This window comes from Humidisolicoccus flavus (assembly GCF_045689595.1).
GTDB lineage: Bacteria > Actinomycetota > Actinomycetes > Actinomycetales > Microbacteriaceae > Humidisolicoccus > Humidisolicoccus flavus.
The window spans coordinates 754,092-769,174 of record NZ_CP142724.1; the positions used below are offsets into that span (position 1 = coordinate 754,092).

The 15,083-nt window shown below is 64.2% G+C and carries 17 protein-coding genes and 1 riboswitch; of the genes, 8 read left to right on the plus strand and 9 right to left on the minus strand.

The genetic code is table 11. The features are described from left to right. Positions 1-31 precede the first annotated feature (31 nt). Positions 32-613: a hypothetical protein gene (locus tag U2H20_RS03610; protein WP_430593133.1), complete on the plus strand. Its 582-nt coding sequence runs from the start codon at positions 32-34 to the stop codon at positions 611-613. A 118-nt stretch (positions 614-731) separates the two neighbouring features. Then, on the plus strand, positions 732-935 hold the full coding sequence (locus tag U2H20_RS03615; protein ID WP_430593134.1) for a hypothetical protein: 204 nt from the start codon (positions 732-734) through the stop codon (positions 933-935). A 7-nt stretch (positions 936-942) separates the two neighbouring features. Here U2H20_RS03615 and U2H20_RS03620 read toward each other — a convergent pair whose 3' ends face one another. Continuing rightward, complete coding sequence (locus tag U2H20_RS03620) at positions 943-1,734, minus strand: SDR family NAD(P)-dependent oxidoreductase (RefSeq protein ID WP_430593135.1); 792 nt, start codon at positions 1,732-1,734, stop codon at positions 943-945. A gap of 141 nt (positions 1,735-1,875) precedes the next feature. Between U2H20_RS03620 and U2H20_RS03625 the strand changes: the two genes are divergently transcribed. Continuing rightward, complete coding sequence (locus U2H20_RS03625; RefSeq protein WP_430593136.1) at positions 1,876-2,253, plus strand: RNA-binding S4 domain-containing protein; 378 nt, start codon at positions 1,876-1,878, stop codon at positions 2,251-2,253. A 94-nt stretch (positions 2,254-2,347) separates the two neighbouring features. Here the strand turns inward: U2H20_RS03625 and U2H20_RS03630 are convergent, their stop codons facing one another. Then, on the minus strand, positions 2,348-3,160 hold the full coding sequence (locus tag U2H20_RS03630; RefSeq protein ID WP_430593137.1) for an NUDIX domain-containing protein: 813 nt from the start codon (positions 3,158-3,160) through the stop codon (positions 2,348-2,350). A gap of 132 nt (positions 3,161-3,292) precedes the next feature. On the opposite strand from U2H20_RS03630, the gene U2H20_RS03635 reads away from it, so the two are divergent. Next, positions 3,293-4,537 carry an MFS transporter gene (locus tag U2H20_RS03635; RefSeq protein ID WP_430593138.1) on the plus strand — a complete coding sequence of 415 codons (1,245 nt, stop codon included), beginning with the start codon at positions 3,293-3,295 and terminating at the stop codon, positions 4,535-4,537. Here the strand turns inward: U2H20_RS03635 and thiD are convergent. The 3 genes from thiD to thiM all read right to left on the minus strand — a co-directional run bounded on the left by thiD (position 4,534) and on the right by thiM (position 7,546). Next, complete coding sequence (thiD, locus tag U2H20_RS03640) at positions 4,534-6,078, minus strand: bifunctional hydroxymethylpyrimidine kinase/phosphomethylpyrimidine kinase (protein ID WP_430593139.1); 1,545 nt, start codon at positions 6,076-6,078, stop codon at positions 4,534-4,536. The genes U2H20_RS03635 and thiD overlap by 4 nt on opposite strands. Further along, a complete protein-coding gene (gene thiE / locus U2H20_RS03645) occupies positions 6,075-6,740 on the minus strand; it encodes a thiamine phosphate synthase (protein WP_430593140.1) in 666 nt (221 codons plus the stop codon). Before thiE ends, thiD begins: the two co-directional genes overlap by 4 nt. Continuing rightward, on the minus strand, positions 6,737-7,546 hold the full coding sequence (gene thiM, locus U2H20_RS03650) for a hydroxyethylthiazole kinase (RefSeq protein ID WP_430593141.1): 810 nt from the start codon (positions 7,544-7,546) through the stop codon (positions 6,737-6,739). Before thiM ends, thiE begins: the two co-directional genes overlap by 4 nt. After that, a riboswitch (TPP riboswitch) is annotated at positions 7,538-7,629 on the minus strand. Its footprint overlaps the gene before it by 9 nt. Positions 7,630-7,802: 173 nt before the next feature. Between thiM and U2H20_RS03655 the strand changes: the two genes are divergently transcribed. Then, positions 7,803-8,066 carry a hypothetical protein gene (locus U2H20_RS03655; protein ID WP_430593142.1) on the plus strand — a complete coding sequence of 88 codons (264 nt, stop codon included), beginning with the start codon at positions 7,803-7,805 and terminating at the stop codon, positions 8,064-8,066. A gap of 158 nt (positions 8,067-8,224) precedes the next feature. Here the strand turns inward: U2H20_RS03655 and U2H20_RS03660 are convergent, their stop codons facing one another. The 3 genes from U2H20_RS03660 to U2H20_RS03670 all read right to left on the minus strand — a co-directional run bounded on the left by U2H20_RS03660 (position 8,225) and on the right by U2H20_RS03670 (position 11,255). Continuing rightward, on the minus strand, positions 8,225-9,757 hold the full coding sequence (locus tag U2H20_RS03660) for a catalase (protein ID WP_430593143.1): 1,533 nt from the start codon (positions 9,755-9,757) through the stop codon (positions 8,225-8,227). Positions 9,758-9,810: 53 nt separating this feature from the next. After that, positions 9,811-10,248: a Fur family transcriptional regulator gene (locus U2H20_RS03665; RefSeq protein WP_430593144.1), complete on the minus strand. Its 438-nt coding sequence runs from the start codon at positions 10,246-10,248 to the stop codon at positions 9,811-9,813. Positions 10,249-10,316: 68 nt separating this feature from the next. Next, positions 10,317-11,255, minus strand: coding sequence for a hypothetical protein (locus U2H20_RS03670; RefSeq protein WP_430593145.1), 939 nt, complete (start codon positions 11,253-11,255; stop codon positions 10,317-10,319). Between the two features lie 144 nt (positions 11,256-11,399). On the opposite strand from U2H20_RS03670, the gene U2H20_RS03675 reads away from it, so the two are divergent. Continuing rightward, on the plus strand, positions 11,400-12,155 hold the full coding sequence (locus tag U2H20_RS03675) for an SGNH/GDSL hydrolase family protein (protein WP_430593146.1): 756 nt from the start codon (positions 11,400-11,402) through the stop codon (positions 12,153-12,155). 131 nt (positions 12,156-12,286) lie between these two features. On the opposite strand, the gene U2H20_RS03680 is transcribed toward U2H20_RS03675, so the two are convergent. After that, entirely contained in the window at positions 12,287-13,831 is a 1,545-nt protein-coding gene (locus tag U2H20_RS03680) for a DHA2 family efflux MFS transporter permease subunit (protein WP_430593147.1), read from the minus strand. A 137-nt stretch (positions 13,832-13,968) separates the two neighbouring features. Here U2H20_RS03680 and U2H20_RS03685 point away from each other — a divergent pair, with 137 nt between their 5' ends. Both U2H20_RS03685 and U2H20_RS03690 read left to right on the plus strand, forming a co-directional pair. After that, positions 13,969-14,577, plus strand: a complete 609-nt coding sequence (locus U2H20_RS03685) for a TetR/AcrR family transcriptional regulator (RefSeq protein ID WP_430593148.1) — start codon at positions 13,969-13,971, stop codon at positions 14,575-14,577. 69 nt (positions 14,578-14,646) lie between these two features. After that, complete coding sequence (locus tag U2H20_RS03690; RefSeq protein WP_430593589.1) at positions 14,647-15,003, plus strand: hypothetical protein; 357 nt, start codon at positions 14,647-14,649, stop codon at positions 15,001-15,003. Positions 15,004-15,083: the final 80 nt, after the last annotated feature.

Below are 15,083 nucleotides of genomic sequence, written 5' to 3' on the forward strand. Positions count from 1 at the left end.
TTTGCTCTCGGACGAGACGTAAGTTGGAGCGATGAGCGGTTCCTTCTCGATCCTCGCGATTCTTCTCCTCCTCGGCGGATCGCTCCTCGTGCTGCTCATGGCCGGCGGTTTCGTCGTGCTCATGATTTTCCTGCTGCGGCGCAACTCGGCCGCATCGAATGCAGGTCGATCCCCGATGCCCCAGCACCCCTTCCCCACCGGAAGCGTCCCGCCGGCTCAGAGCCCATACCAAGCACCCGACTCTGTACAGGCAGGCGCCTACGGAGCACAGGCGATGCAGTGGGCCGGGCAGTTGTTCGCTGGCAACGCGCACGCGATCACTGCCGCGACCCAGAACTACCGCGAGCACTATTCGGAAGTCAGCGCGGGAGATTGGCTCGTGCGTGCCTACGACAGCGATGAGCGCATCTCGGAATCGCTGCTGAAGGCGTTTCATACACAGGGTCACGCGCAAGAACTGAGCGTCGCGGCGTTCTCGCGCACTGGGTTCGACGACGCAGCGTTGGAGTTCGCGAATCGCTTGAACATCCCGCTGTTCTTCTTCGACGGGATGCACCCGCCCCGAGCGATCAACGACGCGGCAACCGCAATCCAGGGTGCACTCGGCGGGTGAAGCACGCAGCGCAGTTGTTCGAGCCGATCCTTGCGGCCTCCCCGATCGTCCAGGCACTGCTTTGTAACGATCGCTGAGAACCCGTGACAGCTCGGGCGTTCATTCCTATGCTCGAACTATGGGTGGATTTTTCCAGAACGCCGCGTCACATTGGTGGATGATTCTGCTGTTCGGCTCCTTCGGCCTGATCCTGGTCACCGCGATCGTCATCTATCTCATCCGGCTCTTCACCGACGTCTTCGGGCCGCAGGACCGGCTCCGGAAGCCAGAACCGCCGAACATCTGGGATCAGGGCGGAAGCGGTGGCGGCGGGGCCGTGTAACGCTGCTCTACACGCGACGGCCAGTGAGCATGTTGCCTGCGATTCTCGCGGCGAACGGCTTCGGGAGCAGCCCGACAACCGCGGCGCTGAACGAGTTGCTGCGACCTGCAACGACATGACTCGGCGTGTTTCGAGCATCGAGCGCCCGCATGGCGACCGCGATGACCTGCTGCGGAGTTTGCTGTGACACCGCAAGATTCGTCTTGGCGACTGCAAAGAACTCGGTCTGCGTGGGCCCGGGGCTCAGCGCCAGGATCTTGACCGAGCTCTGCTGCATTTCAAGTGCCAGTGCAATGGTGAAGTTCAAGACGAAACTCTTCGACGCCCCGTAGACCGCCATGGTCGGGTTCGGCTGGTAGGCCGCGGTGCTCGCGAGATTGACGACCGCACCCCGCCCTGCTCGGACGATCTCCGGCAGGAAAATGTGCGTGAGGTCGACCAGCGTCGCAACGTTGAGCTGCAGTTCTTCTGCCAAACGCTTGCGGTCCTCATTGACGAACCGGTCGATCGTTCCGAAACCAGCGTTGTTGATGAGCGTGTCGATCGTGACCGACTCTGCATCGAGACGTGCCTTGAGTGCGTCGCCTGCCTCCGGGCGGGCGAGATCCATCGCGATCACCAGCACCGTGACGTCATGCTCTGCGCGAATCTCTGCAGCAAGTTCGTCGAGGCGTCCCAAACGACGCGCGACGAGAACCAGATTCGATCCCCGTGCCGCAAAGACGCGGGCGAACTCGGCGCCGAGTCCGGAACTCGCACCCGTGATGAGTGTGGTGTGCCCACGTGGACGAAATGCCATGATTCTTCCGCTCTCTCGCACGAGACGCGTGTTCCCTGACTCGGGAACGACGAGCGGTTCGTGATGCTGTCGAACGTAGCAGTCCGCGTTGCCGCAGTTGCGAGGAACACCCGGTCGCTCCGCTCGTGCAAGACTCGAACCATGGCTGAGGGAACCGTTCGCGTCGATGCTTGGCTGTGGGCTGTCCGCGTGTACAAAACTCGCTCCGCCGCCTCCACCGCCTGCAAAGCCGGACACGTCGTCATCGACGGCGAACGGGTGAAGCCCGCGAGGCACGTGAAGCCGGGAGACGAACTCCGAGTGAGGATCAGCGGTTTCGACCGGCTCCTCACGGTCGTACTCCCAATCAAGAAGCGAGTCGGCGCGGCGCTTGCTGCCGAAGCGTGGGTCGATCACTCCCCTCCGCCACCACCGCGCGAATTCACCGCCGCGGCAGGCGTTCGAGATCGCGGCGCGGGACGACCGACGAAACGAGACCGCCGTGCGATTGAGAAGCTGCTCGGACGCAACAGCGAGTGAGCGCCGAAACATCCGGCCCTGTATCGCTGGGGTGCAGTGACGCTGGGGTGCAGTGATGCGGCTGTGCAGTGCTGCGGTGGCGGTGCCGCGCTGACTATCGAGACGCTGTGAGCCACGCGGCGCTGCGAGCGCCATCGTTTCCGTGCCCACTCGTGTTGAGGGCGCGTTCGGTGACTGTGAGTGTTGCGACCGAGTGCGCAGGCTCGTGTCGTGCCAGCGCGTCGATGACTTCGTTGCTTGCGGCTTGATCTTCCGTGCGAATGATCTCCGGAAACCAGAGCGCTTCAGGGAGCCCGAACTCTGCAGCGGGAATAGCGATCGTCGGCTGTCCGTCGAAGCGGCCCGCGAACCGCGAATGGTCGAGTACGTCCGCTGCTTGACCTTCCAGGATCAGAACCGCGCGCGACGTGAGCATCGGGCGCAGGCGCTCCCAGGACGCTTCAAAGCCGGGGTGGAGTGGGAGCGTCGCGACCTCGTCGATAGGGACCCAACGGAGCTCATTGCTCTCCGGGTCTGAGATCACCGGTTCGAAGGTGCGGATCACCGCTGCGACGAGCGTCGTATACGACCAGATCTGCACATCGTGCACGCTGGTGAACCGGGGCTGCAAAACCCCCGAGGGCACTCCTGCTTCTTCCTGTGCTTCGCGAAGCGCGGCGTCGGAGGCGTTCTCCCCCTGCTGGAGCGCGCCACCCGGAATTCCCCAGGTGCCGCCGAAATGACTCCATTCGACACGGTGTTGCAGCAGAACCCCACGGTCGGGGTCGACTGCGAGCAGGCCGGCAGCGCCGTATCGGCCCCAGTACCGTTCACCCGAATCGCCGATCACCCAGGCATCTCCGGGGTCCCTCGGTCCTGCTGGACGACGCGGTGAACCGTGTTCAGGGCTTTCGACGTGGGCGCACACAGGGCAAGTCTTCCACTGACTCGATCGCTTTGGCATCTCGGTCGAGATTTTGCGTCACAGAGCGCACGTCCTGCAGCGCCGGGTGCAGCACTGCGAGGTGGGCGAACGATCGACGAGAGTACGATCGCAATGATGTCTGACTCCCCCACGTTCCGCTGGCGTTCAATTGCGCTTCCGGTGCTGCTGCCCTCCTTGCTCTTCGCAATCGGTGAGGGCGCAGTCATCCCGGTGATTGCGACCGTCGCAGCGAATCAGGGCGCGGGGCTCGCGCTGGCGGGATTGATCGCCGCGGCCCTCACGCTCGGGGAACTCGTCGGGAATCTCCCGAGCGGGTGGCTGATCGCGAAGATCGGTGAACGTCGCACGATGATTGGCGCGGGCGTGCTCGGCCTGCTCTCGGTGCTCCTGTGCTCGGTGAGCACCCACCCCTTCGTGCTGGGTCTTGGGATCCTGCTCCTCGGTGTTGCGGCCTCCGCCTTCGCACTGGCTCGTCACGCGTTCCTCACCAGCTTCGTGCCGCATTCACATCGGGCGCGCGCGCTCTCGACACTCGGCGGCACCTTCAGGCTCGGTTTCATGATCGGTCCCTTCGTCACCGCCGCAGTCATTGCGCTGACGGGCCTTGCGGAGAACGCCTTCTGGATTGCAGCGGCAGGGTGTGTTGCTGCGATCCTCGTGCTGCTGTTCCTTCCCGACCCGGCGAGCACCTTCGGGGTGGTCTCTGGATCCCGGACCGCGCAGCGAGCGACTGCCGCGCAGCAACAGACTCCGCAGATCGGTGTGTTCAGGACCATCCGGGATCGACGTCGGGTGCTCTTGACGGTCGGACTCGGGGCCGCAGGTCTTTCTGCGCTGCGTTCGAGTCGCCAGGTCATCTTGCCGCTCTGGGCACTCAGTATCGGGGTCGCAGACAGTACGACCGCGCTCGTCATCGGGATCGCGGGTGGTGTGGATTTTGCGCTCTTCTATCTCGGGGGCGCACTCATGGATCGCTTCGGTCGCCTTTCGACGGCTCTGCCTGCGATGCTCGGTCTCGGTGCCGGGCACGTCGTCCTCGCACTCACGCATGATCTCACCGCGGCAACCGCCTGGTTCGTGTTCGCAGCAATGCTCCTCGCGTTCTCGAACGGGGTCAGCAGCGGAATCCTCATGACGCTCGGCGCTGACCTCGCGGATCAAAAGAACCCGGCACCGTTCCTCGGCGCATGGCGACTGACAACGAACATTGGTGGCTCGACGGCACCGTTACTGCTCTCTGGGATCACCGCGATCGCTTCGATCTCGATCGCGGCTGCCTCGATGGGCGTTGTCGCCCTGGTCGGGACGGCGCTCCTTGCATGGTTTCTCCCACGAAATGGTGCGAGTTCGACTCCCTAAGCGAGGAGTCCGCCCATTACGTTCGAGGCTTCGTCGCGTTGTCCTGTCGCCAGTGGCGCCGCAAAGAATGCCAGTTCATGCTGCGCGGACCGTCTGAACGCTTCGAACATTGCAGTCTTCGTGGGCAAATCCGCAGCAGCAGCAACGGTCGTGACGATCTCGACGGCCGTCTCGGTGGCATCGGCGAAGGCCTCGTCCGCGTAGGTTTCGAGCCAGGACGCATAGGGGTGCCCCTCGTGGGACTGCTCAACGAGCCGTGCACCGATATCGGAGTACAGCCAGTAGCACGGCAGGAGTGCAGCGATCAGGATTTCGTATCCTTGTGAGCCCGCAGCGCGGAGATGGTTGAGATACGCGGTGGTTGTCTCGCTCGGGTGCACCCGTGCTTCCCGCACGGCATCCTCGGTGAGCCAGCCTTCGTGGAGTTGCAGTTCACCCTCGATCGCGCCGGCCGCACCGCGAGCCCAGAACGCCTGTTCGTGCGTCGTGGGCGCGAGCGCGCTTGCCATCGCCAGGACGCGAGCGTATTCGACGAGGTACAGGGCGTCTTGCGCGAGGTACCAGAGAAAGGGCGTCGTCGGCAGGGAGCCGTTTCCGAGACTGACGACGAAGGAGCACTCGTCGATCGAGCGCCGAAGCGGTTCGATCGCCGACCACCAGTTCGCGGCGAGTTCGGTGGGAACCGGGGGCGTCTCGATGCCCCCTCGCTCCCACAGCCCTGCAAAGTGATGGATGGGCCCGTTGCCGTGGCCGACGTCGAGCGTGTCCGCCGCCGCGAGGCTCTCGGAGAGCCAACGTTTTGCGCGGCGGAGCGCCTCGGGCCAACTCCCGGTGCGCGCCATCGTGGAGGCCAGGGCAGCGGAGAGCGAACATCCGGTGCCGTGGGTGTTCTTGGTTGCAACTCTCCTCGCATGCACGACTTCGACGGTGCCTCCCGGGCCGTCAACGAGCGCATCGGGTGCAGTCGTTCCGGCCAGGTGTCCTCCCTTTGCCAGGACGAGCACACCGTGCCGTTTGGAAAGCCTCGTGGCCTGATCGATGACTGTCTCCCAGTCCTCGGCCGCGGATTCGCCGAGCAGGACCGCGAGTTCAGGGATGTTGGGCGTCACGATGCTCACGAGCGGGAGCAGCGCTTGCAGGGACGCCTCCGCCGCAGCATCGAGAAGGCGATCCCCACTCGTCGCGACCATGACAGGGTCGAGCACGACAACCCCTGGCCCGACTTTTGCGAGCCAGGCACGCACGGTGTCGATGATGTCGCTCGTCCCGAGCATCCCGATTTTGACCGCATCGATTGCGATGTCGTCGCTGACCGACTCCAGCTGCTCCTGCAAGAAGCTCGTCGGAGGGAAATGGATCGAGCGAACCCCTTGCGTGTTCTGTGCGACAAGAGCTGTGACGACCGCCATGCCGTAGCCGCCGTTGGCAGCAATGCTCTTCAGATCCGCTTGAATTCCAGCGCCTCCGCTCGGGTCGGTTCCAGCGATGCTGAGCACGCGCGGCACGCGGAGGTTCGAGGAGCCTTCACGATCGTGCGTCATGCGCCAGCCTCCCACGCATCGCGAAGTTCGCGTGCGGCGGCCCGGGGGTCGGGCGCACCGCAGATTGCTGAGACGACGGCACCGCCAGCGGCTCCACTGCGACGAATCCCCGGGAAATCCGATGCGGTGACTCCGCCGATCGCGACTGCTGGGAGAGCACTGAGCGCGAGGAGACGAGCGAGGCCATCGGCACCGAGCGCGGGAGGCGCGTCACGTTTGGTCGTCGTCGTGTGCAGTGCACCGATCCCCACGTAGTCGATCCGAGCAAGGCTCGCCGCTGCTTCCTCGAGTTGTTCCGGCGTGGCTGCACTCACTCCGAGGATCGCGTCCTCGCCGATCAGTGTGCGCACGAGGGTCGCGGGGAGATCCGACTGACCCAGATGCACACCGGCGACCGGAGCGCCGGCGGCGCGAGCCGCCAAGTACACGTCCACTCGGTCGTTGACGAGCACGGGAACCCCCTCCGGCACCGCCGCGGCGATCTCGATCACGGTCGTCAGAAATGCTGCAGCGGTGGCGTCCTTCTCTCGCACCTGAACCGTGGTGACTCCCCCGGCCACGGCTGCCTGGACGAGGGTGGGGAGCGTATGTCCGGCAGCGCTCGCAATCCCTTGATCGGTCACGAGGTACACGCGGAGATCGAGGGCAAGCGGGCGGCTCATCGGAGCACCAGGCGAGCGGCGATCTCGGACTCGTCGATTGCCGCGAGCGCGTCGAGCATCGCGACCGCAAAGGAACCAGGGCCCTGTGCCGAGGAGGCCGCGATCTCGGCGGCGACTGTGTAGACCCCGACGGCTGCGACCGTGGCATCGAACGGTGAACCACTCCCCGACAGGAATGCAGCCATGACTGCGCCGAGCGCGCAACCCCCGCCCGTCACTTTCGTGAGCAGCGGACTGCCATTGTCGACCCGCACGCTGAATGCGCCATCCGTCACGAGGTCGACAGGTCCGGAAACCGCGACGACGGCGCCGGTCTCCAGCGCGAGCCGACGTGCGGCTTCGGCGGCTGCATCGACACCGTCGGCAGCATCAACCCCTCGGCCTCCGGTGCCTGCGCCCGCGAGCGCAAGGATCTCGGAAGCATTCCCGCGGATCACCGTGGGTTGGAGGGTGCGAAGGTGGTGTGCAAGCGGCGTGCGCACTGGCAACATCCCGATCGCGACCGGGTCGAGCACCCACGGAGTGTCCTTGGCATTCGCGGCTTCGACCGCTTCGATCATTGCCGTGCGCTGTTCGAGCGTCGGAGTTCCGAGGTTGATGAGCAGTCCAGAGGCAACAGCCGCGAACGGGCCTGCTTCTTCTGGGATATCAACCATTGCTGGCGCCGCGCCGAGCGCGAGGAGTGCATTGGCGGTGAAGTTCACGACAACGCTGTTGGTGATGCTGTGCACGAGCGGCTCACGACTTCGGAGCTCGTGCAGCGCAGTGCTGGTGTGGGTGGTCAGGTCTTTTGGCGTACGCGACATGCGCGACATCCCTTCGCTAGTTCGAACTAGATCAGGTTCAACGGGTGTGTTCTCAGCCCAGTCGGGCACCCCGTGTCACTTGTTCCTGCAAGCCTAGCGAACCGCGATCTCCGCTCTCGGGATACCGCCGTCGGAACCGCGCGGTCGGCGGTGTTGCGGTTTTGCGTTGTTCGCCAGCAACGGAACTTCGCGCGCTGCACTGTTCGGGCGCCCTGAATGGCCGTAGCGTGAGCACATCTGAGGAAAGGAAGACACCATGAGTTTTTCCAGCGATGCGAATCTCGACGGCGCTGCCGGTGCGAGCGATGTTCCCGAGACCGACCTTTCGGATCTCGACCTGCCGAACCTCGATGAGGCTCCGACCGATGACGAGGAGCAGTGGCAGGAAGACGTCGTGAACGAGGCTGTTGCGACCGAGACCGACGCCGCGCTCGATCTCGATCATGAGCGCACGGCCGAGCCTGAAGAGATCGTGCCCGAGCGACTCGACGCCGAGGCGAGCAACCCCGAAAACACCTAACGATGGCGCGATCGCGCGACGTGCAGTCGTGATGCTCGAGATCGACGTCGAATCACGACAAAGCCCCTGCCGATTGCTCGGCAGGGGCTTTGTCGTTCGTACCGCCTGAGTATTGCGCCCGACGCGATCGCTCGAACGCCTTGGCGCGTTTCGGCTGCTTAGCTTCCGGCTTCGGTGGCTGCGTCCGGCTCGACCGAATCTCCGAGCCCGACGGGCTCAGCGTCTTCGATGTTCGAGGTGCCCGCGCTCGGCTTCAGGTTTGCACGCAACTTCGCACCGAGGTCGGCATCGACGTTCGTCCAGTACTGGATCGCGCGCTCACGGATGTCGTCGCGTTGCACGCCACCGACCGCTCCCGTGATCGTCTCGAGGAACCGTTCCTTCGCCGCGTCGTCGAAGACCTCGCGGTAGAGGGTGCCTGCCTGACCGAAGTCGTCGTCCTCGGAGTGCAGTGTTGCCGCCGCACGGACGAGCGCACCGTCGGACTCCCAGGAGCCAGCACCTGCCGCATTGGCATCTGCCTGCGGACCGCCGTAGGAGTTCGGCGCGTACACGGGCTCACTCGCAGCTTTGAAGCCGTGGCGCTGTGCGCCATCCTGCGAATAGTTGTGCACAGGTGCTGCGTGCGGTGCGTTCACCGGGATCTGGTTGTAGTTCGTACCAACGCGGTAGCGCTGTGCGTCTGGGTAGGAGAACACACGTGCCAACAGCATCTTGTCGGGGCTGATATCGATCCCGGGCACGGTGTTCGCCGGGGAGAATGCAGCCTGCTCGATCTCGGCGAAGAAGTTCTCCGGATTGCGGTTCAAGGTGTGCGTTCCGACCTTGATCAGCGGGTAGTCCGCCTGTGGCCAGACCTTCGTGAGGTCGAAGGGGTTGAACCGGTAGTCCTTCGCGTCTTCATACGGCATGATCTGCACGTACAGATCCCAGGCCGGGAAGTCGTTCCGCTCGATCGCTTCGTAGAGGTCGCGTCGGTAGTGGTCCGCGTCGGCACCTGCGATTGCTTCCGCTTCATCACCGGTGATCTCCACGTTGCCCTGAAGCGACTTGAAGTGGTACTTCACCCAGAAGCGTTCACCCGCAGCGTTGATCCACTGGTAGGTGTGCGAGCCGAAGCCCGGCATTTCGCGCCAGCTCTTCGGAAGACCGCGGTCGCCCATGAGGTACGTCACCTGGTGGGCCGACTCTGGTGAGAGGGTCCAGAAATCCCACTGCATGTCGGGGTCGCGCAGGCCAGAGCCTGGCAGACGCTTCTGCGAGTGGATGAAGTCCGGGAACTTGATGCCGTCGCGGATGAAGAACACCGGTGTGTTGTTGCCGACGATGTCGTAGTTGCCCTCGGTCGTGTAGAACTTGACCGAGAATCCGCGGACGTCACGCCAGGTGTCGGGTGATCCCTGCTCGCCGGCGACGCTGGAGAAACGCTGCAGCGTCTCCGTGGTCGCGCCTGGCTGGAAGACTGCGGCTCGCGTGTAGGCGCTGACGTCTTCGGTCACGACGAATTCACCGAATGCGCCGCCACCCTTTGCGTGCACGATGCGCTCCGGGATGCGCTCACGGTTGAACTGCGCGAGCTTCTCGACCAGATAGCGGTCGTGCAGTGCGACCGCTCCGTCCTGGCCTACGGAAAGGGAGTGCTCGTCGCTCGGGACGGGGGTTCCTGTTTGAGAGGTTGTCGGATCGGTCATGATTTCCTTTCGTTTGGATCACCAGTGCGGTGGTCCGTGATCGGCAAATAAACTTATGCAGCGGTCGGGCTGGACGCCGACGCTTGGCAGTCACGACACACACCCCAGAAGGTCACTTCTGCAGCAGTGATCGTGAACCCGCTCGTGTGCGACGGCGTCAGGCAGGGCGCTGCCCCGACGACGCAATCGACGTCGGCGACTGCACCGCAGCCGGTGCAAACGAGATGGTGATGGTTATCGTCGACGCGACGCTCGTAGAGCGCTGCCGAGTGCGCGGGTTCGATTCGTCGAACGAGCCGCGCCGCGGTGAGGTCGCCGATGATGTTGTGCACCGACTGGATTGACGTACTCGGAACGGTCGTCTTGATCGCCCGGTAGAGCGTCTCGGCATCGGAGTGCGGGTGATGTTCGAGCGCTTCGAGCACGGCGACGCGGCCTGCGGTTGCCTTGAGGCCCGCTTCCCGGATCAGTGGTTCGAGTGCGCTGTGCATGCCCCGAGTCTAGGGCCGTATTTTGAGTTATTCAAATTACGGCGTGGTGCCTGGACAGACTTTTCGAGTCACTCTCCCGCCCACCGGAGTACCCGAAGCGCGCGCAGTGTGTTCCAACGGCTCGGCGCACCGACCGCACTATCGACCTCGAAATGCACATCCCCGGCGAGTCGATGTTCGAGCGGCCAAGAGCCGTCTTCCAGGCGCTTCGCGCGCAGCAGAGCCAAGGCCTCCTGCATACGCTCGTCGATGACTCGGCCCGAGTCACGCAGGTAGTCGAGGCCACGAAGAATGTCGTAATGCCACCGAGGCGGATACGTCAGCAGCAGCCACCCCTCATCGGGCACGACGCCGGTTGACAGACGCCGCATGAGGTGGCGATCCAGAAGATATTCCTCCGCCCGCGTGCGCGCCTGGGCGATCGCTTCGACTCGGCGGGCGCTCGGTGATCGCTCGTATTCCAGCAAACCCTCGAGCACGCAGATCGTGGTGTCAAAGGAGCTCCGGACGGAGCCACGCTCGGCCTCGCAGTTCCAGCCACCGTCAGCGAGCTGCTCGCTCACGAGCCGCTCGGCGATGCGATGCACGTTCGCCCCGAAATACGCGCCGTTTGCAAGGGCGACTCCGTTGATGCACGGCTCGACTTCACCATCGAAAAAGGCTTGGCCAGCATGCTCCCATGTACTGTGCACCGCGATGAGGGCGATGGTTTCCTGCATCTCAGGAATCTGCGGTTCGATCTCGAAATCGCGAAGCTGTTGCAAGGCGAAGTTCGTCGCGGTCCAGGGTTGCCCCTCGCCCTCGCCTTTGTATCCTGCCGGGAAGAACGCACCTCCGGCCCACTGGCCGTCGCTGTCGCGAAGGTCGAGCAATCGACGACCGAAGCCTTCGTTCGCGATTCGCGTGCGCTCGGTCATCACCGCCGCCGCATCTGCCTCGGTGAGATCACGAAGCACTTGCCAGCGGATGCTCGGATCAGAGTCCAGGAGCCAGTCGAGAACGCTCATGAGCCGAGCGTACGACCATGCATTCCAGCGATCAAGGGATCCCTGGGACCCATCCTGGGGCCGTTGTCGTCGAGCGCCGAAGGAACCACGTGACATCGAAGCGGTGAGTACAGCTTCGGCGCGGGAGTGTGGTCAACTGAGGACGTGTCATACGCAAGCTTTGTCGCAATCGGCGACAGTTTCACTGAAGGTGTCGGCGACGAACTCCCTGACGGTCGAGTCCGAGGGTGGGCAGACCTGGTCGCGCTCGGCCTCGCGCTCGCCTCGCCTGAACCCGTGCTCTACGCCAACCTCGCGATTCGCGGGCGACTGCTCGCCCCCATTGCGGGCGAGCAGATGGATGCCGCGATCGCACTGCGGCCGGAACTCATCAGCATCAACGGCGGCGGCAACAACATCATCCGCCCGAAGGTCTCGATCGCCTCGGTGGCCGACCAACTCGTTGCTTCGGCGGAACGAGCGATCGCAGAGGACATCCACGTCCTCATTCTGAGCGGCGCGAACCCCTCGCTGCATCTCCCGATGGGAAAACGCATCGGTGCGCGAGGCGACGAATTAGCGGCAGCAGTGCATGCTCGCGTCCCGAAGCAGGGTGTGACGGTGGTCGACAACTGGGCGGACCAGGAACTCACGAAACTCGAGTACTGGTCCCGCGACCGACTGCACCTCGCCCCGAAGGGTCACCAGCGGGTCGCCTCGAATGTGCTCGCGGGTCTCGGCGTCGCGGTCCCCGACTTTATGGATGACTCGGACGAAATTGCGCGGCCGCGAACGGCGGCCTACTGGCGCGAGTACGTCCTGCCCTGGATAGGTCGCCGCTTGACCGGACGATCATCCGGTGACAACCGCGAGCCCAAGATCGCCCGGCTCGAAGCCGTGGAGATCGACACTCCACGCTGAGGCGAGATCCGCGAAGCGAGCACCGCGCGGCGAGATCCGCGCAGCGAGCATCGCACGCACACGAGTGTGGCCCCACAAGCATGTGCTTGCGGGGCCACCCTCATGAGATCGGCAGGAACCGACGAAGCCGCTTAGAGTTCGCGAACCGGTCCGTCGCTCGACCGCGATGCGCTCAGCTCCGGCTCCTGCGCATCGATGCCGTCTTCACGCAGCGCCGCCTGCACCGGCGGGCGCCGCACGAAGAACGAACCGACCACGGCGAGCACAGAAATGCACGCGCCGACGAAGAAGGCGCTCTGCACTCCCCCGGCGAGCGCCGACGTTTCCGAGGCCCCCGCTGCGATTCCGGAGGCGGTGCCGATCGTCATGAGCGTGACGAACAGGGCCGTTCCGGCTGCACCGGCGACCTGCTGCAGCGTGCTCATGATCGCGCTTCCGTGCGAGTACAAGCGCTGCGGCAGTGAACCGAGCGCAGAGGTCAGGAGCGGCGTGAACGTGAATCCGAGGCCGGTGTTCAAGAGGCAGTGAATCGCAATGATCGTGACACTCGACGTTGCAGCGTCGAAGGTAGTCATCGACCACAGCGCCGTGCTCACGATGATGGTGCCGGGAACGACGAGCGGGCGAGGCCCGACCTTGTCGAACACTCGTCCGACGATCGGCGAGAGCACACCCATCAGGATTCCACCCGGCAGCAAGGTCAGGCCGGTTTCGAGCGTGCCGAAGCCGAGCACGTTCTGCATGTAGATCGGCAGGAGCACGAGGCTTCCGAAGAGACCGATCATCATGATGATGACGACGACGATCGCGACCGTGAACTGCCGACTCGTGAAGGTTCGAAGGTCGAGGAGCGCGCGATCGTTGCGCTGCAGCATGAGCTGGCGCGAGATGAACGCGACGAGCGCGAGGGCACCAACCGTGATCGGCATCCAAGGCGGCAGGATCGCGTTGCCCTCAGCGGCCTCGCCCATGCTGCTGAGCCCGAAGATCAGTCCACCGAAGGCGAACGTCGAGAGAATGATCGAGAGCACGTCGAAGCGGGTCTTGCGCGGCACGGTGAGGTTGCTGATCCAGATGCTGCCGAGCGTGAGCGCGAGCAGACCGATGGGCAGCACGATCCAGAACATCCAGCGCCAGTCGAGCACGCTCAGGATGAGTCCCGAGACGGTCGGCCCGATTGCGGGCGCGACAGCGATCACGATCGAGATCGTGCCCATCATCCGTCCGCGCTTCTCCGGCGCGACCGTGTTGAGGACGGTCGTCATGAGCAGCGGCATCATGATCGCGGTACCGATGGCCTGCAAGACGCGACCGACCAGCAGGAAGCCGAATCCGGGCGCGAGCGCTGCGAGCAGGGTTCCGAGGCTGAAGGAGATCATCGCGGTCATGAACACCGGGCGCATGTTGAAGCGCTGCAGGATGAATCCGGTCGCCGGGATCACGACGGCCATCGTCAGAATGAAGCCGGTGGTCAGCCACTGGGCAGTGCTCGCCGTGATGGACAGGTCGACCATGAGCCGCGGCAGCGCAACGCTCATGATCGTTTCGTTCAGGATGACCACAAAGGCGGAGACGACGAGCAGACCGATCACGAGTCCGGTGCGGGGGGTCGACGGTACTGCGGCCTCGTCTGGAGAGGCTGACTTCGGGTTCGCGTCGGGCGCGCGAGTGTCCATGCTCAAAGGAGCTCCTTCTTTGGGGATATGGCGTTGGTGATCCGTCATCACTCGCCAAGATGTCAGTGTATGCCATCTTGGCGTTGGATGTACACTTTGAGCAGCCCTTGACTCCGGAGCGTCCTCGGAAGGAACCCATGACCGACACCGCAGCCCCTGACCTTCGCGAACGCCGCCGCATGGCGACGCGCTCGGAGATCAGCGATGCTGCGCTCACCCTGTTCGAAGCCCAGGGCTACGACGGCACCACGATTGAAGACATCGCCCATGCTGCCGGTGTCTCGTCACGGACGTGCTTCCGGTATTTCTCGAACAAGATCGAGCTCGTGCTCACCGCGGCAGAAGCGATGAACGAAGCGATCACCGAATGGCTCGACGCCCCGGATCGCGAAGCGCCGCTCCTCGACCAGCTCCTCGATGTGTACGAGTCGATCGTCTCGCAGGTCGAAGCGACACAAGAGGTGACCGACCAGGTGCTCCGGGTGCGCAGGCTCATGCAAAACGATGCGAGCATGCGCACGGCCGCGCTTGCTCGCGACGTCGAACGCGCCTGGGATCTCACACAGCGCATCACCGCGAGCTTCGGTGCCGCGACCACGCCACTGGAGATCTCCATTGCGACCGAGTTCGCGGGGGCGACGCTGCGAGTCGCGTTCGACGAATGGGTCCGCGAGATCGAATCCGGCAAGCCCTCGCACCTCATCGAGAACTTCCGGGCCGTGCGATCGCGCGTTCCGGTGCGCTGAGGGCACGCCCGCCACCTGCAGCACGCCCGTTAGGCTCGAACCGTGAAAATCAGTCGCCGCGACGCCGCCATGCAACTCGACATCTCGCTGGAGATGGCGCACAAGCACGGGATCCCCTCGCAGATCGAGTCGGATGAACTCGCAAAGCTACAACAGGACCCACCCGCCTGGTTGGCGCAATCCTGGGCCAATAGAACCGGGAAGCGGCCCGTCTGGGTCACACTCAAATGCGACGTCTGTGGCAAGACCGAATCCACTCGACCGAAGAAGTGGTGGCCGGACTACACCTGGCTCTCCTGCTTCGATCACCCGGCGAGCGCCGTCCCCGCCGCGATGCCGGGAATGATCCGCAGCGAAGTCGAAGGGATCGGAAGTCACTACGTGGCCATCGTCGATGAGCCCGAACGGCGAAAGACCGGCTTCTGATCGACGGCTCCCATCCTCGGCGACGTTCGCTTTCAGCAACACGAACCACGCCGTTTCCTCCGGGAGTCCGGAGTACCGTT